19 protein-coding genes are annotated in these 26,829 nt (G+C 50.4%); 4 read left to right on the top strand and 15 right to left on the bottom strand.

Annotation, left to right across the window (positions count from 1 at the left end):
* Nucleotides 1–4: 4 nt before the first annotated feature.
* Genes KZ771_RS14015 through KZ771_RS14000 form a run of 4 tightly spaced genes read right to left on the bottom strand, consistent with a single transcriptional unit; the run spans nucleotide 5 to nucleotide 7,647 of the window.
* On the bottom strand, nucleotides 5–3,025 hold the full coding sequence (locus KZ771_RS14015; RefSeq protein WP_290653966.1) for an AAA domain-containing protein: 3,021 nt from the start codon (nucleotides 3,023–3,025) through the stop codon (nucleotides 5–7).
* 7 nt (nucleotides 3,026–3,032) lie between these two features.
* Entirely contained in the window at nucleotides 3,033–3,854 is an 822-nt protein-coding gene (locus KZ771_RS14010) for a protein kinase (RefSeq protein ID WP_290653965.1), read from the bottom strand.
* Nucleotides 3,845–5,911 carry an NERD domain-containing protein gene (locus KZ771_RS14005; RefSeq protein ID WP_290653964.1) on the bottom strand — a complete coding sequence of 689 codons (2,067 nt, stop codon included), beginning with the start codon at nucleotides 5,909–5,911 and terminating at the stop codon, nucleotides 3,845–3,847. The genes KZ771_RS14010 and KZ771_RS14005 overlap by 10 nt, the downstream gene beginning before the upstream one ends.
* An 11-nt stretch (nucleotides 5,912–5,922) precedes the next feature.
* Nucleotides 5,923–7,647: a hypothetical protein gene (locus KZ771_RS14000; RefSeq protein WP_290653963.1), complete on the bottom strand. Its 1,725-nt coding sequence runs from the start codon at nucleotides 7,645–7,647 to the stop codon at nucleotides 5,923–5,925.
* Nucleotides 7,648–8,077: 430 nt separating this feature from the next.
* Here KZ771_RS14000 and KZ771_RS13995 point away from each other — a divergent pair, with 430 nt between their 5' ends.
* Together KZ771_RS13995 and KZ771_RS13990 are read left to right on the top strand one after the other, a co-directional pair.
* Nucleotides 8,078–8,860, top strand: a complete 783-nt coding sequence (locus KZ771_RS13995) for a CsgG/HfaB family protein (protein ID WP_290653962.1) — start codon at nucleotides 8,078–8,080, stop codon at nucleotides 8,858–8,860.
* Between the two features lie 195 nt (nucleotides 8,861–9,055).
* On the top strand, nucleotides 9,056–9,400 hold the full coding sequence (locus tag KZ771_RS13990) for a four helix bundle protein (RefSeq protein WP_290653961.1): 345 nt from the start codon (nucleotides 9,056–9,058) through the stop codon (nucleotides 9,398–9,400).
* A gap of 165 nt (nucleotides 9,401–9,565) precedes the next feature.
* On the opposite strand, the gene KZ771_RS13985 is transcribed toward KZ771_RS13990, so the two are convergent.
* The 4 genes from KZ771_RS13985 to KZ771_RS13970 all read right to left on the bottom strand — a co-directional run bounded on the left by KZ771_RS13985 (nucleotide 9,566) and on the right by KZ771_RS13970 (nucleotide 16,309).
* Complete coding sequence (locus tag KZ771_RS13985) at nucleotides 9,566–11,302, bottom strand: DUF5666 domain-containing protein (RefSeq protein ID WP_290653960.1); 1,737 nt, start codon at nucleotides 11,300–11,302, stop codon at nucleotides 9,566–9,568.
* Between the two features lie 243 nt (nucleotides 11,303–11,545).
* The gene (gene purL, locus KZ771_RS13980) at nucleotides 11,546–15,538 is read right to left on the bottom strand and encodes a phosphoribosylformylglycinamidine synthase (RefSeq protein WP_290653959.1); all 3,993 of its coding nucleotides are present in this window, start codon (nucleotides 15,536–15,538) and stop codon (nucleotides 11,546–11,548) included.
* A 94-nt stretch (nucleotides 15,539–15,632) separates the two neighbouring features.
* Complete coding sequence (rfaH, locus tag KZ771_RS13975) at nucleotides 15,633–16,118, bottom strand: transcription/translation regulatory transformer protein RfaH (protein WP_290573313.1); 486 nt, start codon at nucleotides 16,116–16,118, stop codon at nucleotides 15,633–15,635.
* A 56-nt stretch (nucleotides 16,119–16,174) separates the two neighbouring features.
* Nucleotides 16,175–16,309, bottom strand: a complete 135-nt coding sequence (locus KZ771_RS13970; protein ID WP_290573315.1) for a hypothetical protein — start codon at nucleotides 16,307–16,309, stop codon at nucleotides 16,175–16,177.
* A gap of 207 nt (nucleotides 16,310–16,516) precedes the next feature.
* Between KZ771_RS13970 and rfaH (KZ771_RS13965) the strand changes: the two genes are divergently transcribed.
* Nucleotides 16,517–17,011: a transcription/translation regulatory transformer protein RfaH gene (gene rfaH, locus KZ771_RS13965; protein ID WP_290573317.1), complete on the top strand. Its 495-nt coding sequence runs from the start codon at nucleotides 16,517–16,519 to the stop codon at nucleotides 17,009–17,011.
* 327 nt (nucleotides 17,012–17,338) lie between these two features.
* Here rfaH (KZ771_RS13965) and KZ771_RS13960 read toward each other — a convergent pair whose 3' ends face one another.
* From KZ771_RS13960 to KZ771_RS13945, 4 genes are all read right to left on the bottom strand, one after another.
* Nucleotides 17,339–18,370 (bottom strand): IS110 family transposase, encoded by a 1,032-nt coding sequence (locus KZ771_RS13960; protein ID WP_290653958.1) that lies wholly within the window; start codon nucleotides 18,368–18,370, stop codon nucleotides 17,339–17,341.
* 141 nt (nucleotides 18,371–18,511) lie between these two features.
* Nucleotides 18,512–19,867: a membrane-bound lytic murein transglycosylase MltF gene (gene mltF, locus KZ771_RS13955; RefSeq protein WP_290653957.1), complete on the bottom strand. Its 1,356-nt coding sequence runs from the start codon at nucleotides 19,865–19,867 to the stop codon at nucleotides 18,512–18,514.
* A gap of 103 nt (nucleotides 19,868–19,970) precedes the next feature.
* Nucleotides 19,971–21,551 (bottom strand): methyl-accepting chemotaxis protein, encoded by a 1,581-nt coding sequence (locus KZ771_RS13950; protein ID WP_290573321.1) that lies wholly within the window; start codon nucleotides 21,549–21,551, stop codon nucleotides 19,971–19,973.
* 232 nt (nucleotides 21,552–21,783) lie between these two features.
* Entirely contained in the window at nucleotides 21,784–23,079 is a 1,296-nt protein-coding gene (locus KZ771_RS13945; protein WP_290573323.1) for an amidohydrolase, read from the bottom strand.
* Between the two features lie 203 nt (nucleotides 23,080–23,282).
* Here KZ771_RS13945 and KZ771_RS13940 point away from each other — a divergent pair, with 203 nt between their 5' ends.
* On the top strand, nucleotides 23,283–24,314 hold the full coding sequence (locus KZ771_RS13940; RefSeq protein ID WP_290653956.1) for an IS110 family transposase: 1,032 nt from the start codon (nucleotides 23,283–23,285) through the stop codon (nucleotides 24,312–24,314).
* Between the two features lie 299 nt (nucleotides 24,315–24,613).
* Here the strand turns inward: KZ771_RS13940 and KZ771_RS13935 are convergent, their stop codons facing one another.
* The 3 genes from KZ771_RS13935 to tadA form a co-directional block, all read right to left on the bottom strand.
* Entirely contained in the window at nucleotides 24,614–25,870 is a 1,257-nt protein-coding gene (locus tag KZ771_RS13935) for a type II toxin-antitoxin system HipA family toxin (protein ID WP_290653955.1), read from the bottom strand.
* Entirely contained in the window at nucleotides 25,867–26,175 is a 309-nt protein-coding gene (locus KZ771_RS13930) for a helix-turn-helix transcriptional regulator (protein WP_290573327.1), read from the bottom strand. Before KZ771_RS13930 ends, KZ771_RS13935 begins: the two co-directional genes overlap by 4 nt.
* 101 nt (nucleotides 26,176–26,276) lie before the next feature.
* Nucleotides 26,277–26,738, bottom strand: coding sequence for a tRNA adenosine(34) deaminase TadA (gene tadA, locus KZ771_RS13925; RefSeq protein WP_290653954.1), 462 nt, complete (start codon nucleotides 26,736–26,738; stop codon nucleotides 26,277–26,279).
* Nucleotides 26,739–26,829 lie beyond the last annotated feature (91 nt).

Here is a 26,829-nt window from a genome sequence, read left to right as displayed (position 1 = left end):
CACGCTACTCCCGCGGTTTATTGTTTGGTGACGCTTTTTTAGGAAAAAAACGAAAGCCGGGTAGAATCGCATTACGCGCATTTAGTTGCTTTACCAAGAGTTGCATCGCCTGTTTAAAGTCGCGATCGCCGCGAGCGGCAGCGCTTTTCGGTAGGCGAGTCATAGTATCCGTGTTGCCGACCATGACCACTTGCTTTTTAGCTCGCGTAAGGGCTACGTTGAGGCGCTGCCACGCTTTTAAAAAACCAACATTACCGTGTTTGTTAGAACGAGAGCAGGCAAAAATAATCAGCTCGCGCTCTTGCCCTTGAAAACTATCGACCGATGCGACAAGTTCATCTAACGGCATGGATAACTCAGGAAATTCGTTAGTTTTCTGTAACTTTTTTATGCGCTTCTGGATCTGTTGCAAGTGCTTTCGATAGGGCACGATTATACCAAGTTCTCGTTGCTCGATTAGCTCCGGCATTTCCTCGATCGCGCGCCGGCAGACCTCGACGATGATATTGGTTTCGGAGCGGTTGCCAACAAACTGACCTTGGTTGCGCTCTTCATGATTATTTTTAACCTCTGCAGTATCCAACCAGATAATCGGCGAAGAACAAAAACTCAATAGCGGTTTGCAGTTCAGTTTATTTGCTCCCGCATAGTACTTGTTATCGTAAAATGCCTGCGATACAAAATCACTAATTTCGCTGGGGCAACGAAACTGTGTATCGAGCATAAACTTACGCGACGTCGGTGATTGTTCCCAGAGCAATTCGAACCAACTGCGCTCATACAGTTGTAACTCGTGCGGGTCACTTCCTCTTTCTTGCAATTCCTCGGTAATTTCAGGTTGTACCACGGGCCGAATTTGTTTGTGGTCGCCCACCAGAATCGCTTTTTTGCTGCGTGATAAAGGTACCATCAAATTATGTACTTGAATTTGTCCGGCTTCGTCGACGATGACCACGTCGAAGTCTATGTTGCGGAACATCTCTTTAGTGTTGATACCGATACAGGTTGCCCCCACGACATTAACGTGCTCTAGCAATAACGGGTATAAACTTTGTCGCCTGCGGCTGTGGATATCATCAAACCAGTCTTTCAATGTCGTTTGAATACGGCTTACCCTGTCGCAATACGTCGCTAATTTGCCACTCATTAACGAACGCAACTCTGGCAACTGAAAATACGCTCGATAATCGCCGGGGTGTTTTGCTTCGATTGTCTGCACACGATTAGCAAAACGGGCGCTACTTTGCCGGGTATCGTTGAGTCGCTCTTGGCTGTTTTCCAGCTCGCTTGCTAGCTGTTTACATTGCTGCCGTTTTGCTGCGAGTAACTGTTGTATTTCATTAATCCGCTTACGCAGCCTGCGTAATTGATAACGGTGCCAACCCAGCGTTAACAACTCAGTCAACAATGCCGGCCGCTGCGTTTCACGTTGTTGTTTTTGTTGCTGGCTTAACTGCAGTTGCTCTACCAGCTTATTTTCCTCACTCGCTAGCACATCAAGTTGGCTTTTTTGTGTTGCTAGCGTTGTGGTTAAGCTGGCTTCGAGCTGCTTGGCCTCGTCAAGCTTGCTAATACTGTCTTTTACATAGTCTTGATATTCGTCTAGATACTCTAAAAATGATTGCGCCGTATCAAGATGGGCCGTAAGCGCTTTGCTGTTCTCAAAAAGTTTATTCTGTAAGTCAGTGGCTTTGTTATCTAACAGAATATCATGCAGCGATGAGCTCACCTTCGTTTCGTTACCAATGCGCAAACATTCAAACTCAGGTTCATCGGCCAGTCGCTCTAACACGTTATCTACCGCTTTGTTGTTTTGCGACGTGACCAACACCCGCTGTCCTTGGCTGACAAAATGGCGTACCCACTCTAAAATTACCGTTGTTTTGCCCGTTCCCGGTGGTCCCAACACCAAGGAATAGTCTGGCGTCGCAGCGCCTGCATCAATCGCAGCTTGCTGAGAATCGGTCGGCGGAAATTCGTCGCTATCAACAGTTATTGGCTTAGCCGTAAAAGCCGGCGGTTCGTATTCCTTCGCCAGTAAAGACAATAACCATGGATTCTTGGTTTCACCAGACTGCAGTTGTTCGATAATCTCGCTACGAATTTTGTGTAAAGTCGGCAGCGCCATTAACTTTAGATCGCCTTTTGCAGGAATTTGTCTGGCGCTGACCTGTCGTTCAATACTTACTTGGATCACCGGTTTACCTGAGCAAACTTCTAATTCGACCACCTCCATTTTAATTTCTTCCGAAGTACCATCATCGCTGGCAACAGATAGTAATTTGGGTTGTACTTTAAGGACTCTGTCGTAATCGCTCTCCACCAACGTGAGGTCGTAAAATTGGCGGTAGGTCTGTTTTACCGTACTGGCTTTTATATGCTGATAAAAAAACGGCGGTTCTAGCTGTTGAGCCAAACACTCGAGATCATATTCGGTATCGACAAAACGCTGCAAACAATCTAATGCGTTATACTTCGCATCACTGAGCTTGATATTCGTTTCTTGCGTGGCATTTGCGTGCCTGAGATCGCCGGCTCGCTCAATCAGTGACACCCTAAGTAAGTCAAGTAACTTGTCGACAGCAGCACTCGACTTAGCCTTACCCGCTGTCGATTTTTCAAAGGCTCGACGATATTCAGAGCCGTTAAAAATTCTGATGCCATCAAAGTTAATCACGATACCATTGCGTAATCCCTTACGGCGGTCATCATGGCTTATCAGTCGAAGTCTTTTATAGCGAAACTTTTTCTGGTCCTTAGGCGTGTCGTCGACATAAAGTTCTAAGACATAATCCCCCACCAAAAAATAGGCAATATGCTTGCCATCGGGATATTTAACACAAGAAACGATCCCTTGCGTTAAGCCTTTCAAATAGGCAACAACCTCGACTTGCGTTTTCTCGACACCAGTCGATAAGTGCATTGAGTCGTGTTTGTCGGTCAACAACACGGCAACAGGCTGGCCATAATCAACGACCAAATCCTGTTGCCAAAATGGTACGGCTGTGTCGATTGTAATATCCATAACAGCACTACCCTCTGTTTAACGACTTTAACCGACCCAAAAAATGCGTTAGTGAGGGACGCTGTCTGGGATTAAATTGTGTCGCTTGCTCTAGCAGCTCGAACAGTTGTCGTGCTTGTGGTGTAAAGGTTGGTAACAGCGGATAGTCAGGATAATCCCAATCGCTGTAGTCGGCATTAACACTAAGTTCCGCCGATTCGTTTGCTAACAAAAACCAGAGGCTCTGAGCCAGCCCAAAAACATCAGTTTTATCAGTCACAGACTGTTGTCTTGATACATACTGTTCGGGTGCGCGAAATCCGGGGGTTCCCTCTTCGGCCTGACGCTTTTGAGAGGCACTACCCAAATCAATGACATAAACCGCATCATGGGGTTTGTCACCGGTTAAAATTAAATTGTCGGGTTTGATGTCACGGTGATAAAGTTTTTGACTATGCATGGGTTGTAACCGCCAACCGGCTTTTATTAATGCGCCGATGCGCTGTTTTATCTGATACTGATCAGCGGGCGGTTGCTTAAACCGTTGTGCAAATGACTGCCCTTCAATCCAGTCCAACAACAGGCCGACATGCGTGCCGGACTCGTCCCAGCTATGCACATGCGGCACGCTGCCAAACGGCAACCGATTCAACGCTATAATTTCCGCCGCTAGCTGCTTTTTGTTAATCAGCGTTTTATCAAATACTTTTAGTGCATAGTGGTTTTGTGTGATTTTGTGGCGTACATGAAATAAGCTACGTCCGGCGGCGGTGTTCTCATAAACTGTCGTTAACAGCTCTAGCTGCGCAAGGCCCATGCTCACAACAATATCTTGGTGGTTCATTGCCATTGCCTGACTCTCTCGTTTAATTCACTCATTGATGGGCGTTGTCGTGGGTTCTCGTGTAAGCCTTGTTTTAATATGATTCCATCCTTTTCCGGTAAATTCCACTTGGCTAACAAACTTGCAAAGCCATGACGTTGTTGCAAGCTTACCTTTTCGCGTGGCGACCCACCCAGCACATAGGCAATAATCATGGCAGCGCTAAAAACATCCGCTTTAACCGACACCGACGCGCTTGCATCAAGCACTTCCGTCGCTTGATAATCGCGATCAAAACCGGTGCGCGCATTAATCGGTAATGTTTTTAAATCATCTGCCTGCACTAATTCAAAGTTAATCAATTGCACGTCATTTGCCGGTGACAGACGAATGTTTTTGGGGTTAATAGAGCGTAATATAATCGGTGGCGCGGTAAATTGGCTGATTCGCGTTAACGTTGCCAGCAACTGCTTGATCACTGCCAAACGTTCAGCTCGGTTGGGTTCTTTAGTTAGCCAATCCATGAGTGTGGTTGGGTAGCCAGGCTCAAGAAAAATAATAAGGTCTTTACCATTTTGGTAGTGCCAGTAATAATAAGGAATACCGTTAACTCGATGTCTCCCCAAACGTTGTAAAACCGGTATTTCGCGGGCTACGCGGGCCGCTGCGGCACCGTTATCGAGCCGTTTAAACGCATCATCAATGTAACGCTTGGCCCAAACTTCATCTCCGTAATGGTCGGCTTTATAAATCTTAAAATAGTCGCTGGACTCCTCGCTAAGTTCACAGTCCAAGTCCATGTTTAAGCCGGGTAACAAGTATTGAGGGGTATTAAAGTCGTTTCCGGGCTGGCATGAAAAACGATCAGCGATCTGTTGGATTTGTTCAGTATCCAGTAGCGGTTTGAGTCGTTTCCCGGCCCAGGTTTTTGCTCTTTTCAAAAGCGCTTCTACCAAGTTTGGCAGATCGGTAACAACGGCCTCACCATATTGATAGGGTAACGAATGTCGGGTTTCGTTGCCATCAATGCACGTTGCCTGACCATGGCTAGAGGTAAAACAAACTACGACAGTTTTTCTTGCCTCTGGTATCAGATTTCCCGCCGCATCAGCCAGATCGCGCTGAAAACTTCTTATCGCCTCAATTCCTTTCGTCACTGGGTTTGCATCACGCGTTACGGTCGGCGGCGTGGTCGTCTTATCCCATAGCAGCATCGACTTTCGGTCACTGGAATCAACATAAAGGTCGATATCGCCCTCGTGACCTTTTATTTCGATAAAAAATAAGCCCAGCGGGCAAATCAATAGTGCATCGACTTCGCGTGATGAGTTTTTACTTTTAAAAAAAGGGTTTCGAACCAGTTTTGCGCCACTTAACGCAGTGCTTTCGTTAATTTCTTTGGCTATTAGTTGGTGGACTTGATGCTCCGCTATATCGTTGGACGGGTCGCCAATGAGCACCTCATCGATTAATTCGTCGTCGATCGGTGTCGTCGTATCATCAATAGGAAACACGACCGCTCCCCAATCGTCCTCTTCTTTTAGGGCATCAAGATTGGCCTTTACGTTTTGCTCGATATGACTAATTTTTAATCCGCTGTCTAAAATTTTTCGGTGCGATAGACCATCGGTGCATAGCAGGTACTTCTGATCGTAACTATCTAATGGTAAGCGTAACCTCGCCGGGGTAGGTAGTGAGCATTGCCCTAAAACGTGGGTTGGATGAATCATATCTTGCTCGCGCAAGGACTCGGCGTTTTTGTAACGTTTTAAGGCGTAAACGCGAATATTGCCTACGATATCAGCAACAACCTCGTTAGTTTTTTTTACTGTCGCCAAACAAAATACAGCTTGAGCACCGTTTTTAAACAACAGTTGATTAAGTTCTTCAATGATCTGTTCCGAACGAAGCAAACGGCTTTTGGGCTGCGCACTTAGCCATTGCTCACAGAGTTTTACCGCTTTTTCGGGCAGGGATGAGGACACGCCGTCAAGCAACAGAAATTGTTTTTGACTCGGGTGGGTCCAAATCAAATCACCGCGATTGCGGTCACCAATAAACTGTTTAAAAATTAATGAGCTCATTCGTATACCTATTAATGAAAATTGAACGGCAATGTAGCACTGATTTCACTTACGATTTGCTCAACCGGGTAAGATGATGGCGTTGATGACTGCATTTTTTGAATGACTGCATCTATTGCGTTTGCGATAGTATGCAAGGTTCTACCTTGTGATTGCAGCTTAGCGTTTTTTAATGCTTGATTCGCCCAACTAAGTGACTCGTCTGTTGTTTTTTGCAAGGGTGATTGCCATAAAATCAACGCACGATAAAAGTTAATCAATGCCCACGGATGACCGGTGCCGACCTGCCAATTTTGTTTTTGTGACCAATAAGCACGGACGACCGCTTCAAATTTTTTCGGCACCTTGACACAGGCGCGTAATAATAAGTAATGCCCAAAACGGTCGGCTGCCTCGCCGCGGGCAAACCGCGTGGCTAAACCACGTAAACTTGCCGCAGACTCAACCCCTAAGGCTTGCTCTAGCGCGCTAACTGCTGCATCTGTGTGCGGTACGTAGTCCATTAGCCACAGTGCTTGATAATGCCGTGTTTGTTGCGACTGTTTCTGAAGTTGACGCTTGTCATTCAACTTAGCGAAATGGGAAAGACTTTGCTCAAAATAGTCATTGGCAGCGGCATCGCCTAAAAACGCCATGACTTGTCCGGCGCTGGATAGGAGCTTTGCATGGTTTTCTGTACCAATAGCAAGTTTGGGCACTTTTAACCAATGATTGACCACCGCTTGTGCTTTTTCAAATTCGAACGCATTGCAATACGTAACAATAATCCGCAGCGCGACTTCGCAGCACAATTGCGCGTTTTCTTCTAGCAACTGACGCGCCAGCGCTTCGGCTTGCTTTGCCAAAGCAGACTCTACTCTGCCCATATGATTTGCCGCTGCCAACTGAATACTCAGTAATTGCAATTTTGCTATTGGTGCCAATGTCGCTGGCACATATTCCTCTAACCACTGACAGGCATAATAGAGATCATGCGGATAATACTGTTTTTGCTGCTGTTCACGCCGACTGTAAGATAAGTACTGCAACCAACGCGACTCATCCTCTTGGCATCGTTGACCTAGTTGCCGCAAACATTCACCTAATGCTGTATGGGACATAGACTCAGGTTCGATAGCTGCCATCGCATACCAGTCTACAGGTTCGAGTTTTTGCTGGTGATTCAGAGCCAGAAACAGCCGTTCAAAACGGTGCGAATCCGCTTCTATTAAGCATTGCTCTGCTAATCCTGACGATAACAAAAAACGCTTATTGACGGGTTTGGGGCTGCCCCAAAGGTAAGCAAGACTATCGACATAACCATTGTAAGGATGCCCTGTTTTTTTGATCATTGCTAAGGAGAGTTTTAACTGTCCGAGGCGTTCCGGAGAAAGTAAACGCAGTTGATTTTGCAATGTTTCTGCCAGCGCACTTAAATCTGCGCCAGCGGCATAGGGGGCGCGTTGCTCAATAAAAACCTTAACGGTCACCGGCGCACCACTTGCGGGTAGCAAGGTAAGTACCCATCGCGTAAGCAACTCAATGGTGTTGATCCAGCTGTACCCTTCAAGTTCTTCGTTTTTTACGGTCGCACCAATTACACCAACCTGTCGTTGTATTAATTGGTTAACAACGTTATGAACGTACGCAGGGTCGCTTTGGGTTGCATGGAAGCCCGCTTGTAATGCCGGCAACTGAATGGATTCGGGTACCAATAGCCCAACGACTTTACCAATTTCATGGCTCGATGAGGGCATACTCCTAGCCTTGACGCTAAAATGCGAACCAGTTTCATCGATTAACAGATGCCATGAATTAGCTTCGTCGAGGCCTAAAATACTGCAGGGGTGGGATTGCCGAAATAACAAGATAATATCCGTGCGTAACAACGTCCTTTTTTGTCACTATATGCTAACTCTGAGCGGGTTTCAATTGGCTACGTTTTTACTCGCTTTGACAGATGGCTTGTCGCTACTGTGTCGCGCAGAATGCGCGACCTACCGCACCTGGTAACTTGCGCCTTTGGCGCAAGGTGTTCGCGATTATGCGTGCAATCTTAAACGTTAAATATCCTACATCCCATGTCACACCCTCTTGCTGGCCGACTTCCCTATTTTTAGCGAACCTTGATGGGTTCTGTCCGACATCAAAACTTTATCGTGCCAAGGCACGACCCACGGAGACTCTATGCCCATTGCTAATGTAAAAACAATCACCCTAACCATGTTAATCACTTTTACTCTAACCGGCTGTATGAGCACCGACCCCAAACTGGGCGGTAGCGGCGGTATGACAACCTCAGGTGGTGCCGGCGGCAGTTCTTCGTCTGGCGCCAGTGCGCAACTGGAAAAATGCGATACTCCGCTGGGAACCCTGTCAGTATTTGAAGACACCGATGACAACTGGTGGCGTGACTACCAAAGTCGTTATCCAAAATTAGGTTCTACCTTGCCGGTTGTGCGGGTCATGATCCAGCAGTCGAATTGTTTTGTGATTGTTGAACGCGGCAAAGCGATGGCAGCGATGCAGGCGGAACGCGCACTAATGAGTAGCGGCGAGCTACGCGCCGGTAGTGATTTTGGCGCCGGCCAGATGGTTTCGGCCGACTATACCGTAAGCCCATCCATTCAGTTTTCGGAAAAAGGCACACAAAAACTCGGCGGATTGGTTGGCGGTTTAGTGGGGGTTGTGGCCGGCGGGTTATCGGCTAATGAGGCGGCAACCACGTTGATGCTTATTGATAACCGCTCGGGCGTGCAAGTATCTGCCGCCACCGGTAATGCTAAAAATTATGATTTTGGCGGTTTTGCCGGTATTTGGGGTTTGGGCATGGGCGCCGGCGGCTACACCGACACCCCCGAAGGAAAAGTCATTTCTGCCGCGTTTTTAGATTCGTATAACAATATGGTTAGGGCGCTGCGTAATTACAAAGCCCAGGACATCGCGGGCAGGAAGTTGATGGTTCAGTAGACTCGCTGCGCTCGTGGTTTCGGCGCTGCGCGCGGTTTAGGGCCTGCGGCTGGGATAAGCTCGCTGCGCTCGTGGGTAGGCGCTATGCGCGGTTTAGGCCCTTCGGGCGTTATAGACTCGCTGCGCTCGTGGTTTACGCGAGCGTAGCAAGCCCACCCCGCAGAGGCGAAGCCGGAGCCTAAACAAGGAGGTTTTATGGATTATAAAAAGTTGAAAGTATGGGAGTTATCATTAGAAAGCACATTCATCGTTATTGACGAAATAGAGCAGTGCCGCGTTTTTAGCTTTAATGATCAGATTCTGCGCTCGTCAATATCCGTGCCTAGTAACATTGCTGAAGGTATGGTCAGGCCGACTAGTAAACAACAATTACAGTTTTTAAGCTATTCTCGCGCTTCAAATGCTGAGATGGAGACACAGATTTTGATTGCTAGACACGGTCAGTATTTCTCTCAAGAGGCATGTAATAAGCTAACAACGAACTGCGCTCGAGTTGGAGTGATGTTGCACCGTTTAATGGAAAAAATTCGAGTGCGCTAGAGGCTCGGGCGGCGCTTTGCGCGGTTAGGGCTTCGCCGGTTTAGGCTCGCGCTTCGCGCTCGCGGTATAAAGCCTGCGGCTGGGATAGGCTCGCTGTGCTCACGTAAACCACGAGCGCAGCGAGTCTAAACCGCCCGAAGGGCCTAAACCGCGAGCGAAGCGAGCCTACAATTCAGCTTCTTTGACTTCGACGTAGGTTTGGTTGCGCCAAATGCCTTCGACTTCGATGATGCTGCCAACTTCCAGTGCTGCGAGAAACTCCTCTAAACTGACTTCTTCATCGTCAATTTCAAGCTCGCTGTCGCTGGTAAAACGTAATTCAAAGCCGTTGACGACTATTGATTCACCGTCAATAGATTCGACTGCACCTTCAAACTCGGCTTTGCCGCGCTTGTCGCTGGCGTTGTCATCGTCTCCATCATCATTATCATCTTCGTCGTCGTCATCTTCGCGTTCGATTTCGACTTCGCTGGCAACGAGAATATCACCGTCGTATTCGCCTTCGACCTCGACTTCAATGTCGGTTTCGGCACTAAATAAGGCGACGAATTCTTCCGGCGTCAGATGGTCTTCGTCTTCGAATTCCGTTTGCTCGTTAAAGGCAACCTGAACGCCGGCGACGGTCATGCCCTCAAGGCTGACGTCACTGGCGATGCCTTTAATTTCGCCTTCGCGGTCGTCTTCCTCGGTGCGCTTGATTTTCAGCGCGACGTAATCACCGTTGTCGTCGATTACAGCAATGACCTTGAGCCAATCGTTAACTGCGATATCATCGTAACTAAAGGTCCGGGCGCCCTGCCCCGAAGTGTCTAAATACGAGGTATCATCGTCGACAACAAAGGTGATGCCATTTAGCACGAATGCCTGCGCTTCAGCATCCAGCTCGGTGACCTGGCCTTCGCTTACCTGACGCGCGTCCTTGGCGATAAATTCGATTTCCTCGGCAATTAACTGCTCGCCGTCGTATTCTGCTTCGACTTTCACCCGTACGCCATTGGTCAGGCGATCAGCCGAGCCATCTTCAAATTCCGTGTCGCCATTGACGGTAAAGCTGTACTGATTAACCTCAAAGGTACCAGCGGTCTCATCGTAATTACTGACAATGCCGGAGATTTTTATCTCGTCAGCATCATCAAAGTCCTCGGCATCATTGTCTTTGTTTTCGACATCGGTCGCAATTAGGGTGAGGGTTTCTGCGTCAAACTCAGTACCTTCCACCTTCACATATAAACCATCTTCAAGCTCATCAGCACTCATATCGTCGAATTCTGCGCCACTATAATCAATGGTAAGCTCGTTAATCGTGAAGGTTTGCGCGGTAGTATCGAGTTCGCTGACATCACCTTTTAGTTTCAACTCGTCTTCATCGTTTTCTAACTCGATCCGAGTCGCATAGAATTCGCCGTCTTCGTTGATGTAACCACTTACTTCGATGGTATCGCCCACCGTTAGGTCAGCGAGTTCCACTTCGTCAAATTCGGTTAGGTCGTTGTAAACCACTTGCTGGCCCAGCACCTCGATAACTTCGGCTTCGGTATCGATAAAGCTGATTGGGCCTTGTAGATGTTCTTCGTAGCGAATAGCAGTGGCCTCCGGGTCACCGTTATCCGAACTGGATGCTGCGAGCGACACGACCATGCCTACTTTAAGATCGCTTTCGGTAGCTGCTGGGTTGTTGGCTAGTGCAATGTCGGCATTTTCCGAGCGGTAACGTTGGCCGTTAACGTACACGCTGCCAAACCCGGTGATGACGCCTTCGGTGTAGACGGTAGTTGAGGTACCGCCGGTGTTGTCATCACCCGGAGGTGGATTGGACACGTTGTTGTCTGATGAGCCTGAGCCGCCGCACGCGGTAAGTGCGGTGGTTACGGTTAGTGCAATTAGAGATTTAGCAAAACGCATGATTGCCCCCTGTCTTCGGGATTGGAATATGTAACAAAGTATTACGGGGGGATCGGAGGCGAACGCAAGCTCTTTACTAAAGCTTTACCTTCGTGGGCTTCCCGGGGTATGCGCTACGCGCGGTTTAGGCTTCGCGGTGTAGACTCGCTGCGCTCGTGGTTTACGTGAGCGAAGCGAGCCTAAACCGGCGCAGCCCTACACCGCGAGCGAAGCGAGCCCATCCCGCGGAGGCGAAGCCGGAGCCTAAAAACGTGTACGGGCGTTGCGGAACAGGCGTATCCAGGGGCTGTCTTCGCCCCACTGATCCGGGTGCCAGCTGTTGGCTACGGTGCGGAACACGCGTTCGGGATGCGGCATCATGGCGGTAAAGCGACCGTCATCATTGGTCACCGCGGTAATACCGTTAGGGCTACCGTTCGGATTACACGGATAACTCTCGGTCACCTCGCCCCAATTGTTGATATAGCGTAGTGCTACCTGACCGGCGTTTTGTAACTGGCTTTGCTGCACCGCGTTAGCGAATTCCGCGCGGCCTTCGCCGTGCGAAACCGCGATTGGCATGCGCGAACCGGCCATACCGGCAAAAAAGGCAGAGTTAGATTCTGGTACTTCGACCAGGCTAAAGCGCGCTTCAAAACGCTCACTACGGTTAGTCACAAACCGCGGCCAGTGTTCGGTGCCCGGGATTAGCTCCTTCAGTGCCGTCAACATCTGGCAGCCATTACATACACCTAATGCCAGCGTGTCATCGCGGTTAAAGAAGGCTTCGAACTGATCGCGGGCGCGGCTGTTAAACAAGATAGATTTTGCCCAGCCTTCACCGGCGCCCAGTACGTCACCGTATGAGAAGCCGCCGCATGCTGCCAACGCCTGCATGTCGGCTAAATCAATGCGTCCGGCCAGAATGTCGCTCATGTGCACATCGATGGCCTCAAAGCCGGCACGATCCCAGGCTGCTGCCATTTCGTAGTGCGAGTTAACGCCCTGCTCACGCAAAATCGCTACTCGCGGTGCCGCCCCTGATGCACTTTTTGCGATGTAAGGAGCCGCGATGTCTTCGTGCACATCAAAGCTCAGGTCAGCTAGTAAGCCGGGGTTATCCGCACGCTGCTTCAGCTGAAACTCTTCGTCAGCGCATACCGGGTTATCACGTAAACGCTGCATTTGGTGCGTGGTTTCCGCCCATAGCGTGCGGAAGTGTGTGCGCGAGCCAGTAAGCACTTGCTTACCGTCCAGGCTGAAGTTTAGCTCGTCTTTGTCGGTTGGCTGGCCAATGTTGTAGACCAAGTGGCCGACGCCGGCCATGTCGTAGGCTTTGATGACGTGTTGTAACTGTTCATCGGTTACTTGCAGGACCGCGCCGAGTTCTTCGGAGAACAGAACGGCCATGGTTTCTTCTGCTGTCGTGCCAAAGGCACGACCTACTCCATCATCAAGCTGAATATCCACACCACAATGCCCGGCAAAGGCCATTTCGGCGAGGGTGGTAAATAGGCCACCATCAGAGCGGTCGTGATAGGCCAACAAGCGCCCTTCGGCGATTAATTGCTGAGTGGTTTCGAAAAACGCTTTGAATTCAGCGGCATCATCAAGATCCGGCGTATCGGTACCAAACTGCTGGAATACCTGCGCCAGCGCCGAGGCACCCAGGCGGTTTTTGCCATGACCGAGGTCTGCCAGTAACAGATGCGTACGGCCTTTATCCAGGCGCAACTGCGGCGTTAGCGTGTTGCGGACATCGTTAGCCCGCGCAAAGGCGGTAATAACCAGTGACATCGGCGCCGTTACTGCTTTGTCCTCGCCGTTATCCTGCCACTGAGTCTTCATCGACATCGAATCTTTACCCACCGGAATGGTAATACCCAGCTCCGGGCACAACTCTTCGCCGACCGCTTTTACTGCTTCATACAAACCGGCGTCTTCGCCCGGGTGACCCGCTGCGGCCATCCAGTTTGCCGACATTTTAATGCGTTTAAGCTCGCCCACATCGGCGGCTGCCAGGTTAGTGAGTGCTTCCCCCACGGCCATACGTGCCGACGCGCCATAGTTTAACAGCGCCAGCGGTGTGCGCTCGCCCATCGCCATAGCTTCGCCGTGATAGGTATCGTAACTGGCCGCTGTTACCGCCACGTCAGCGACCGGGATCTGCCACGGACCGACCATTTGATCGCGATTAACCAAGCCCGTTACGCTGCGATCGCCGATGGTGATCAGGAAAGTTTTTTCTGCAATACTCGGCAGGCGCATTAAGCGCTCGGCCGCTTCTAAAGGCGTGACACCTTTAAACTGCAGAGGCTCACCTTCGGCTTTTAAGGTTTTTACGTCGCGGTGCATCTTAGGTGGTTTGCCCAGCAAGACATCCAGCGGTAAATCAATCGGCTGATCCTGGAATTTGGCATCGTTAAGCAAAATGGTCAGCTCTTCGGTGGCTTCACCGATAACCGCATACTCTGCTCGCTCGCGGGCACAAATATCTTCAAACCGTGCCAGGTTCTCCGGCGCAATCGCCATCACGTAGCGTTCCTGCGATTCGTTACACCAGATTTCCAGTGGCGTCATGCCCGGTTCGTCGTTGGGGATATCGCGCAGCTCAAATTTACCGCCGCGGCCGCCATCGCTAACCAGCTCCGGCATTGCATTGGATAAACCGCCGGCGCCAACATCGTGAATAAACGCAATTGGGTTATCAGCCCCCAGCTGCCAGCAACGATCAATAACTTCCTGGCAGCGACGTTCCATCTCAGGGTTGTCGCGCTGTACCGAAGCAAAATCCAGATCTTCAGTAGACTCACCCGATGCCATCGAGGAGGCGGCACCGCCACCTAAACCGATATTCATCGCCGGGCCGCCTAATACGACCAGTTTTGCACCCACCGGAATATCGCCTTTTTGCACGTGCGCTTCGCGAATATTACCTAAACCGCCGGCAATCATAATCGGCTTATGATAACCACGCATTTCGCGGCCGTTATGGCTGTTTACGGTTTGCTCAAAAGTACGGAAGTAACCTGTTAGTGCCGGACGCCCGAATTCATTGTTAAACGCCGCGCCGCCTAACGGCCCTTCCAGCATAATATCCAGCGCGGTAACAATACGCGCCGGTTTGCCATAGTCTTCTTCCCACGGTTGTTTAAAGCCCGGGATGTTTAGGTTCGACACGCTAAAGCCGACTAAGCCCGCTTTCGGTTTAGAGCCGACACCGGTCGCGCCTTCGTCGCGGATTTCACCACCGGAACCGGTCGCAGCCCCCGGGTATGGCGAAATGGCCGTGGGGTGGTTATGGGTTTCGACCTTCATCAAAATGTGGATGGGTTCGTGGTGGTATGTGTAGGCTCCGGCTGCGCCGTCGCGGTTTGGGCTCGCGCTTTGCGCTTGCGGGCTAGGCTCGTGCTGCGCACTCGCGGGATAAAAGCGCCCGCCTTCGTGGCCTTCCATTACTGCGGCGTTGTCTTTATAGGCCGACAACACGTAATCCGGAGTGACTTCGTAGGTATTTTTGATCATTTTAAACAGCGATTTCGGCTGCTCGATACCATCGATAGTCCAGTCGGCGTTAAAAATTTTGTGGCGGCAGTGCTCTGAGTTGGCCTGCGCGAACATATAGAGTTCGATGTCGTTAGGGTTACGGCCCAACTTTTCGAAGTTCTCGACCAGGTAGTCGATTTCGTCATCCGCCAGCGCCAGCCCTAAATTAATATTGGCGTCGGCTAAGGCCGCGCGGCCACCGGCCAGAATATCCACATTCGACAACGGCTTGGGCTGGTGTTTTTCAAACAGTTTTTCAGCGTCCTGCTCGTGATAAAGCACCGATTCGGTCATGCGGTCATGCAACAACGCCGCAGCCTGTTTAAGCTCTTCGCCGGATAAGTCGCCTTCAATAAAGTAAGCGATACCGCGCTCGATGCGATGAATGTTTTTCAGGTCACAATTGTGCGCAATGTCGGTCGCTTTTGACGCCCAGGGGCTTATGGTGCCAAGGCGTGGGGTTATGAGTATGTAGCGTGCGTCCTCGAGTGTCGCGCCAGAGGCGCGACCTACGTCCTCTGCGGCTGGGCCGTAGGTTAGCAATTTGGTTAAGGTATCGCGCTGGGCGTCGGAGAGCGGGGAATGGACATTAACGAAGTGTCGATATTCGGCGTAAAGCCCGGTGACGGGGAGCCCCGCCTGCTTAAGTTGTGCCAATTTCTTGGTAATTTTAAAGGCGGATAAGGCTGGTGCGCCACGAAATATTTCCACGTTGCTGTCTCCAAACGCTGGGGAATTTTTGCGTGCGAAGTATACAGGAAAGCATGACAAAAGGGTAGCGTGCGCATTGTGCGCACGTTGTGTATCAAAAAGCCAAATCGCGGTAGCTAAAGTGGGTGGTGATGTCTTCTTGCATCCATTCCAGCATCACAAAGCAGCGGGATTCGCCGTCTAAATTAACGACTTTGGCTAGAAAGCCTTTGAACGGGCCGGTTTTTATTTCGACTTCGTCGCCGATGCTTGGCGCTTGCGCTTCTTCGCTGCGATCAATTTCTTTAAGCTGCTGAATAAAGTTGTCGGGGATCTGCGGAATGCTATCGCCAAAGCGCACGATTGAGGCGACGCCATAGGTACTGCGCAATTTGTAAAACTGTTCACTCAGGCTATCGGGATGCACGAAAATGTAGCCGGGAAACATTGGTTCGACCGCCTTGGTACGATTGCCACGACGAATCTTTTCTACGGTTAACTGCGGGCAGTAGGCTTCGAAACCTTGATTTTCGAGGTTTTGAACGGCGCGAATTTCTTGTTTAGGCTTGCTTTTTAATACGTACCAAGCGTTGTTATCCATAACTGCCTTTACTGTGTTTACGTGCGTCGGGGCGTGCGTCGCGCAGGATGCGCGACCTATTCAAGTTTCGCACTACCGTCTTTTTGCACGATGCGGAACCATTTTTCGCGACGTTCGGTGATGCGTTTGCGACGTTTGCGGATGACAGCGCGGCGGCGGGCGTCATTGGCGGTTTTACGGATTTTACGCATAGCAGGCTCCAGCGGTGAGTGCAGTTTTATTGTGCCTTAACTTGTGCCGAAGGCGCAAGTCACGCCATTAAAATTGCAAAATAATTGACGTCATAAAACGTCATGCTGACGCGTCCGACCGAATTTAAACGATTAATCATCTGATCATCAGTGCCAATTCTTTATAGTCAGTTGTTAAATTCATTCGAATGTTATGGAGTTGACCGAATGGAAGCGCTTACCTCTGATGCATGGTACGTTTTAAAAACCAAGCCGCGCCAAGATGAACGGGCAATTCAAAGTCTGGATAACCAGGGTTTTGAGGTGTTTGGGCCAAAACTTACCGTTAAGAAAGTGCGTCGCGGTAAACGCATGAGTAGCGTCGAGCCAATGTTTCCCGGCTATGTGTTTGTGCGCCCGGACAATTTAATTGAGCAATTTTATAAGTTGCGCAACACCTTTGGCGTTAATAACGTGCTTAAATTTGGCGACTCCATTCCAACTATTCCGCAGTCATGGATTGACGACTTGAGGAGCATGGACGCTGCCGCGGAATCTGACGCCCCGCAAGTTGGCGACTCGGTAGAAATAAAAGAAGGCCCGTTTCGCGGCTATATGGCTAAAATCGTCGAGCTCGACGGCGAGTCACGTTGCTTTGTGTTACTCGAATGGATGCAAAAGAAAGTCCGCGCTAACTTTAGTTACAGCGAACTTACGCTATGATTTGCGATATGTTGTAACTTGCGCCTTTGGCGCAAGAAATAATCATTATGTCGCGCAAAATGCGCGTATATGGTCCCCTCCCGTTTTGCAACATCAACGTTGTGGTAAATGTTGGGTGCTCGCGTATATACGGCCTGTTTCTGGTGACTTGTCACCTGGCCTGGATGAACTCCGCCCAACGACTGGCTTATCGACCTAACGTTATCTCAGTAACAGCGCCTTGTCAGTCTCAGTCGTTGCCGGTTTACCCGTGTTTACCATCCTGTTGAAGTTAGCAACTCCGGAAGGTGTGAACCTTCGTTTTACCTGTTTATCGGTGGTTGCCGCTTAGGCGGCAGCCATCCGGTAATCTTCTTTATGTGTCAGCATCGCCCAGATTATCCGTGCGTGCTTGTTGGCCAGCGCCACGGCAGCAATGTTATTGCCCCGCCGCTTTGCGACATCCTGCGCCCACAGGCTCAGCTTGTCATTGCGTTTATGCGCCATCCGTAGCGCTGAGCGTGCGCCATGCACCAGCAGTGTTCGCAACCGGGTATTGCCTTTTTTGGTGATACCACCTAACCGGTCTTTACCGCCACTGCTGTTTTGCCGGGGCACCAGCCCCAGGTATTCAGATACGTTGCGCCCACGCTTAAAGTCGCTCACATCACCGATTAATGCCAGCAACGACACCGCCGTCACCGGACCGATACCCGGTATCGTCATAAGACGTCGACTGTCGTCAGTGTTATTCGCTTCAGCCGACAACAGCTTGTCCATGGCTTTGACTTCTTCGTCCATTATTCTGAGCAGTTCATACTGCCGTAACACAAGGTCTCTGCTTCGGGCTGTCAGTGCGTTGTCCGCATCTTCCAATATCTCCGGCACCCGTTTGAGTATCGAGCTTATCCGCTGCGGCATGGTGATGCCGTATTCAGCCAACACGCTGCGCAAGCGGTTAGCCTCCTGTGTTCGTGTTTGCACACGACTGTCGCGCTGACTAACCATGAGCGCTAAGTCCTGCTGCTCGATGCTTTTAATCCGAACCGACTTCCTGTTCGGTCTCGATGCCGCTTCGGCTATCGCCCGTGCATCATTCGCATCGTTTTTCTCGCCCTGCAGGTAAGCTTTTACAAATCGCGGTGGCAACGCCACCGTTTTATAACCCAGCTTTTCGATTTCCCGTCGCCAGTGATGGCTCATCCCACAGGATTCCACCGCGACTTCACAATCATCAGTTCTTTTCAGTTTGGCCAGCTTAGCTAACACCTTGTTACTGCGAAGCTTTTTATTAAATACTTCCTGCTCGCTCTCATCCAGAGCCAACACTTGAATAAAATCTTTTGCCAAATCAAGGGCAATTCTGTTTACAATAGCCATTGGTCCTCTCCACTCTGTTTCTATAGAAGCTTGAACCTCTATATTGGCACATTGCGATGCCGTTTAAGAGGGAGGGGACCATCTCATCGACCTACAACTTGGGCGCAAGAACCTACCGCAATGTCGCGCAGAATGCGCGACCTACAATCTTCCCTGTTCATCCAACCACTTTAGGGTGTCGTAAAAGCGGCGGATATTGCCTACGTAGGTTACCGGCTCATCACCGCGGGCAAAGCCAAATTTCGTTTGCCGATAAAATTCTTTTTTACGTAATAGCGGTAAGCGTTGTTTCACATCCAGCCAGCGATCGGGGTTGCCGCCCTGCACTTCGGTCAGTACTCGCGCGTCTTCTAGATGGCCAAAGCCAATATTATAGGCGGCCAGTGCGAACCAGGTTCTGTCCGGCTCCGGTATCCGAGCCGGTACTCGGCGCAACATTCGTTCAAGGTAACGCGCACCTCCGCGAATGCTTTGTTCTGCGTTCAGCCGGCTTTTAACACCCATTGCCTTAGCGGTGGGAAGCGTCAACATCATCATGCCGCGCACCCCGGTAGGCGACACAGCGCGCGGATTCCACAACGATTCCTGGTACGAAATGGCTGCCAGCAAGCGCCAATCCAGTGTGCCGGCGTGTTCTTTAAACATGTCGATATACTGAGGCAGGTCGTTTTTTACGGCTTCAATAAACAAGCTGGTAGTTACATAGTTGAACTGCTTTACATGCCCAAAGTGCTGCTCTTTAATGTAAGCCAGCCGGCCACTGCTGCGGATTTCACCAAAATATTGAATGACCGCGCTATAAAGCGAATCATCAGTACCTGCCGACAGCGCCCAGGCCACGGGTTGCTCTTGTTTTACCGTAAAAGCAATGCTTAAGCCCGGATAAGCGCGACGCTGAACTTCCAGCTGATTGCTATCGGCGATGGTGTAATCGATTTCATCTCTGGCGACCATTCGTAGCAGCTCCACCGCGTCATGATCGCGGGTGGCGCGCCATTTTAATGTTGGCACGCTATCGCCCAGACTTTTTAAATATTCGTGGTGTGAACTACCTGCAACCACCACGATTTCGCCGTCGGTGACTTGCTCCAGATCGCGCGGGCGCTGACGTGAACCTTGTTTGAAGACTAGCTTTTGGCTGATGATGTCGTACGGCGGGCCAAAACGATAAAGCGTATCGCGCGACGCCGTGCGATCCAGCCCGGCGGCAACCAGGTCAACGTCGCCGCGGCGCAACAAAGTAAATAAGTCGTTGACGTCAAAGCGCGGCACCATTTGCAATTCCACGCCCATGCGCGCCGCAAATCGCTTCGCCAGGTCATACTCAAACCCCTGCTCGCGGTCGTGGTCAAAGTAGTAGCTGGTCGGGTTCATAAGGGTCCCCACCCGCAACACCTGACGTTCTTTGACGACAGTTAATTGGTCGGGTTTCTGCTGCGGGCTACACGCCGAAAGCAGCATCAGCCCCAATAAAATCAATACCTTACGAGCAAGCAAAATAAAGTTAATCTCGTGTTATCGCAATAACTTCATTCTACGTAGCTTGCGCCTGAGGCGCAAGAAACATCCATCCGCGGGGATGTCGCGCAAAATGCGCGACCTACGCGGCGTGGTGTGCTTCCCAAAACTGCACGGTTAACTTGTCCAGTTGGTTGGCTACGTCGACAGTTCTGTGGCTCACCTGTCGACTCAGCTGCACGGCTTGCTGGTTTTCCTGTGCGTTAGTCCGGATACCGGTAATGCTATATTGCACGCTTTCGCAAGCTTGTTGCTGCTGCTCCACCGCACTGACCACCTGCTCGCTTAATGCCGCTACGCATTCGATGGAGGCGACGATGTCATTGAGGTACTGCGCCGCCTGTTGACTACTTTCCGAGCTGCCTTGTGCCATGCTTTCGCCCTGTTGCATCACGCTAACGGCCTGCTGTACCGACTGCTGCAACTGCTCAATAACTTCGCGAATATCTTCGGTTGATTGTTGAGTGCGGTTTGCCAGCGAGCGAACTTCGTCAGCCACCACGGCAAAACCGCGACCGGATTCTCCTGCACGAGCCGCTTCGATGGCAGCATTAAGCGCCAGCAAATTAGTTTGCTCGGCAATACTTAAAATGACGTCGAGAATTTTTTCGATGTCGGTGCTGCGTTGCGACACCGTCGAAATTACCTGCGACGCCTCTTGTAATTGAGTACTCAATTGACTGACAGACTGCTCGGTTTGGCCAATTAATTGTTTGCCTTGTTGCGCTGTCGCCAGTCCATCGCGGGTAGCAGCTGCAGTTTCCCGGGTACTGTTAGCGACTTCGTCAACACCCTCCCGCATTTGCGTGACCGCGGTCATAACGCTTTCGGTTTGCTGTAACTGGCTGTCGGTTCCTGCTTCGGACTGCATTACCGCCGAGCTTAAACTCGAGGCGCTATCAGATAACTTAAGCGAGGTATCGTGAATCCGTCCGATAAGCGCTGAGTTTTCTGATTCGAGTTTTTTCATCGCCAATAGCAAGGCGCCGGCGTCATTATTTTTACCGGTATAAACATAACGTGCCACGGGGTCATGGGTTACACGCCTGGCTTTGTCAACAGCCTGCTGGTAAGGCGCCCAGGTGAGAGTGACTAGTACCATCGAGATGATTACTGCTAATGCGACACACAAACTAAATATCAATAGTGAAGGTGCAATTACAAGGCTAGCGGCGGGAAGTAGATAAGGCAGCACTATGCTCAGCAGCAATTGCCATCGTGTTGAAAGTGCATTTTTTATTTTTCGGCATGGTCGTTGCTGATTGAGAGCTTGGTAAACTTGTTCTGCGCGTTTTACGAATTCGGGTTTGGCCTTGCGTCTTACGGACTGGTATTCGTTGACTTTGCCGTCCGTTTTTATGGGGGTTACGTAGGCATCGACCCAGTAGTGATCACCGTTTTTGCAGCGGTTTTTCACCATGCCCATCCAGGGCTTTTCTTGTTTTAGGTTATTCCACAGTTGTTTGAAGGCTTGTTTGGGCATATCGGGATGACGCACGATGTTGTGCCCGTGGCCGATCAACTCTTCGCTTGAAAAACCACTGATATCAATAAAATCCCGGTTAACGTATGTAATTCGGCCTTTGGTATCAGTGGTCGACAGTATATTAGCCTGATCCGGAAAGATCTGCTCAACCCCGGTAACCCTCGCTTGTTTGCGCATTAACATTAACCCCCAAGTAATCCCTACAAAATGTATGGAAATGTTAATTTACTTGAGTGATTAGGTTAAAAAAACGTTAAACAAGACAATATTCGTTACTAACTTGACGCAGATCAGCAAGAATGTGGCTTGCGCCAAAGTCGAGATTTGGTAGCTTGCGCCTGTGGCGCAAGTTTGGGTTAATATTGTCGCGCAAAATGCGCGACGTACAATAATATAGCGCTAATCTAGGTTACATCGATTCCAACGCCCAGTTCACATACAGATCGACGCCGGTGCGCAAGGCATCTTCGTCGGCATAGAAGTAAGGCGAGTGATTTGATGGTGCTTCGTCCATGTCCTGATCCGGCGGGGTTACGCCCAGAAACACGAACATACCCGGCACTTCCAGCGCATAGTAGGAGAAGTCCTCGGCACCAGTAACCAACGGCACTTCTTCAACCTTATCTGCACCAGCAATACGCTGTGTAATGGGTAGCATTTCCTCAACCAGTTCAGGATTGTTAACCGTCACCGGGTAACCCAGGTCAATATTAACGTCCGCTTCGGCACCGTTAGCCTGGGCAACGTGCTTAGCGGTATGTTCCAGTTTATCGTGGATATCGGCACGAATATCCATATCAAAGTTACGGATAGTACCGATTAGCGTGACTTCGTCCGGAATAATGTTATTACGCACGCCGCCTTCGACAATACCATAGCTGAGCACCGCCGGCGCTTTGGTAATATTGGTCTGGCGACTGATGATGGTTTGCGAACTGTTAATGATTTGCGCTGAGGTCACGATAGGATCAACACCACCCCATGGACGCGAACCATGCGTTTGCACGCCTTTGACGGTAATTTCGAACTGATCTGAAGAGGCCATTAACGGACCTTTACGGTAGCCGATATGCCCGGTCGGGAAGCCGCCCCAAACGTGGATACCGAATACACGCTCTGGTTTGTAGCCCGGGAATACATTAGTGAACAGGCCTTCTTCGAGCATGAGTTCTGCGCCGCCCTCTTCACCTTCCGGTGCACCCTCTTCTGCGGGCTGGAAGATAAATAGCACGTTACCGTTAAGCTGCTCTTTCATCGCCACCAATTTTTCCGCCGCGCCCATCAGCATAGCAACATGGGTATCGTGGCCGCAGGCATGCATAACGCCAACTTCGTTACCGCGGTAGTTGGATTTGACCGTCGACGCGAACGGCACATCAGTTTTTTCGGTTACCGGCAGGGCATCCATATCGGCACGCAACGCGATCGTCGGACCATCGCCGTTACCCTTTAATAACGCAGCAACACCGGTATGTGCGATGCCGGTTTTTACTTCCAGCCCCAGTGATTCGAGGTGTTGCGTAATATATTTTGCAGTTTCGTACTCGCGGTTGCTAAGTTCCGGGTTGGCATGCAAGTGACGACGCCACTCGATAACTTTGGCCTCCAGATTGTCATCAATGGCAATTGGTGACTGCTGAGCTGCAGCCTGCGGCACAGCAAATGCGGCGGCACTGACGGCAGCGGCTAATAAGAACTTTTTCATTGTTATTCTCCCTGGATGGTTTTCTTCATCATAGGGCGGATACTGTTGCAGCGCAAGACACGGCCTCATCGGTAACTTGCGCCAAAGGCGCAAGGTACGGGCTAGTCAGTAGCTTGATGAGATGGTCCCCTCCCTCCTAAACGGCATCGCAATGTGCCAATATAGAGTTTCGAAGATTCTATAAAGAGGAAAGGAGAGGACCAATGGCTATTGTAAACAGAATTGCCCTTGATTTGGCAAAAGATTTTATTCAGGTGTTGGCTCTGGATGAGAGCGAGCAGGAAGTATTTAATAAAAAGCTTCGCAGTAACAAGGTGTTAGCTAAGCTGGCCACGCTGAAAAGAACTGATGATTGCGAAGTCGCCGTTGAGTCCTGTGGCATGAGCCATCACTGGCGACGGGAAATCGAAAAGCTGGGCTATAAAACGGTGGCGTTGCCACCGCGATTTGTAAAAGCTTACCTGCAGGGCGAGAAAAACGATGCGAATGATGCACGGGCGATAGCCGAAGCGGCATCGCGACCGAACAGGAAGTCGGTTCGGATTAAAAGCATCGAGCAGCAGGACTTAGCGCTCATGGTTAGTCAGCGCGACAGTCGTGTGCAAACACGAACACAGGAGGCTAACCGCTTGCGTAGCGTGTTGGCTGAGTACAGCATCACCATGCCGCAGCGGATAAGCTCGATACTCAAACGGGTGCCGGAGATATTGGAAGATGCGGACAACGCACTGACAGCCAAAAGCAGAGACCTTGTGTTACGCCAGTATGAACTGCTCAGAATAATGGACGAAGAAGTCAAAGCCATGGACAAGCTGTTGTCGGCTGAAGCAAATAATACTGACGACAGTCGACGTCTTATGACGATACCGGGTATCGGCCCGGTGACTGCGGTGTCGTTGCTGGCATTAATCGGGGATGTGAGCGATTTTAAGCGCGGGCGCAACGTGTCGGAATATCTGGGGCTTGTGCCCCGGCAAAACAGCAGTGGCGGTAAAGACCGGTTAGGTGGTATCACCAAAAAAGGCAATACCCGGTTGCGAACATTGCTGGTGCATGGCGCACGCTCAGCGCTACGGATGGCGCATAAACGCAACGACAAACTGAGCCTGTGGGCGCAGGATGTCGCAAAGCGGCGGGGCAATAACATTGCCGCCGTGGCACTGGCCAACAAGCACGCGCGGATAATCTGGGCGATGCTGACACATAAAGAAGATTACCGGATGGCTGCTGCTTAAACGGCAACCACCGATAACGAGGTAAACGAAGGTTCAAACCTTCCGGAGTTGCTAACTTCAACAGGATGGTAAACACGGGTAAACCGGCAACGGCTGAGACTGACAAGGCGCTGTTACTCAGATAACGTTAGCTTGATAAGCCAGTCGTTGGGCGGAGTTCATCCAGGCCAGGTGACAAGTCACCAGAAACAGGCCGTATATATGCGAGCACCCAACATTTACCACAACGTTGACGTTGCAAAACGGGAGGGGACCATATATGCGCCTTTGGCGCAAGGTTCCCTATGCGTATACGTGTGTTATGGCGTCAGAGCCCGACCTATAAGATTTATGTTTTCACGACTTACCCCATACTCTTTAGCAAGCTGTGGCCAGCGAGAAATACTGGCTCTGGTTTGGTCAATAATTTCCTCAGCCAAACCCGGCTTAAGCCCGGCCTCGCTAGCCAAACTCAATAAATGCTCACGTGCTGGCGTCTTGCCTTCCCCCATAACGGTGGTGCTTTGTTCGCCGCCCGGACCGGAGGAAAACGTCAAGTCATAAGCAGGCGACAAGCGCCATTCACCGGTAGCATCCATCAGGTAAGTAAAGTTTTTACTATGATCATCGCGGTTATGCGCCAGCACATTAAATACGGCAACGCGAAATAACTTTTCAACTTCTCTGATATCACGTGTCAGCGTGCTGGTTAAAGCGACCAGATCTTCATAATCGAGTGCCGGAAAACGAAAATCTGAATGCAATAATCCACACGCGGTATGCATATGTAAGCGTTGATGATGGTTGCGGTCAAACCGTTTAATGGCAAAGTAGCCAGCCCCATCTCTCGCATCAAATAGATGAGTAGAGGGCATCTCAATGCCGGCACCCCGTGCCATCAACGAGTAGACATGCTCAATAGCTCCGGCATCAGCACCATCCTGCCTGTTAGCGAATTTAACCAACCAGTAGTCGTGCGTCGATGGCAGATCATTGACACCATATATGAGATCCTGTGTTTGGTTGTTATAACCAATCAACGCTTTTGGGCGCGCTCCCGCGGAGGAGCCATTGAGGGTAACTAATTCATCTAAAACAGCCTCGGAATTTCCGCTAATAGGTGTTTCAGTCAATATCTGCTGTGAGTAATCGGCCAGCTCATCAAGAAAAATTGGCCCGGGTGTCGCTTCGTGATCAATAACCGGCTCATAGGTCAATGCACCTAATCCATTAATCCCTATATGTGCCAGTCGGTCAAGCGGTGTGAGGCGTGCCGGGTTAATGCCTTGTTGACGCATAAGGCGGTCGAACAGCAGTCTACCCCAACCGTCGGGCAGACTGTCGTTGAACACACCGAACAATCCGTCAAAGAGTCCTCGTTCACCGCGCCTTAAACCAGGGCCTAACGCTAAATTGAACGGTGATATCTCCAGCTCCGTTGTTAAAAACTCGCTATCATACTCAAAATAAATCTCACCGCTGTGATGGGCCAAACGCCCGACCGGCAATCGCGCACCACGACCAAAATCAAGCGCAACGTCGATGTAATTTATTGGTTCAACGGTGTTTTTCTTCATTGCCGTTTACCCCTCTGCCGAGGAACCCTATTCGATTCTTCGAGCACCTCGTTTATGGACGTAAACTCGTTTTTTTCCGCTGTTGTCGCCGCAATTACATCGCTCAAATCGCCAACTACTGAATAGAGTTTTAGGAATGACTCCAATGAAATCGTGCCCTGTTGTTCAAACTTGCGCAGCGTTGGCAAAGGCACGCCCGAGCGTTTTGCCAAACCTGCTTGCGTTAGTTCTAACTGCAGGCGCCGCTCACGAACATTATGGGCGATTTTTCTAGCAGCTTTGGTAGGCGTTACAAGTGATACCATAATATTACTATCGATACTATTTTGGTCTTAATTGATATTATTATATTACATAAACGGTGGTTTCGCGAAGAATCATTGGTAACTTGGCCCTTAGCCGCAAACTACTTCTTGCGGCGGGCGCGGAAGAATTGGCGCAGGATGTCGCCGCACTCGTCGGCGAGCATGCCGGCCTGGATCTCGACTTTGTGGTTCATGGAGCTGTGGTTGAGGACCTCGATGGCGGTGCCGGTGGCGCCGGTGCGGGGATCGGGCGCACCAAACACCAGCCGTTTAACCCGCGCATGAGTAATAAGCCCGGCGCACATGGCACAGGGTTCGAGCGTGACATACAGAGTAGAGTTAACCAGACGGTAATTATCTATCGCCTGACCGGCAGCGCGAATGGCCTGAGCTTCGGCATGGGCGGACGGGTCGGATAAGGTAATGACCTGATTGTAGCCTTCGCCGACAATCTCGTCGTCCATAACCAACACAGCCCCCACCGGCACCTCGTCCTCTGCTGCTGCTTTAACCGCCAGCTCCAACGCCCGCCGCATGTATGTTTCATCTTGGTTCAGTTGCATATTATGGTTTCTTTAAAAATAAATGCTGAACCACGGAGGGCACGGAGTACACAGAGAAAAGATTTTAAAGGGAAAAACCGTGGCTGATAAT

It is taken from the genome of Idiomarina sp. (genome assembly GCF_019431395.1).
Lineage (GTDB): Bacteria > Pseudomonadota > Gammaproteobacteria > Enterobacterales > Alteromonadaceae > Idiomarina.
The sequence above is the reverse complement of the archived record's forward strand: the minus strand, read 5'-3'. Positions and strand labels throughout refer to the sequence as shown.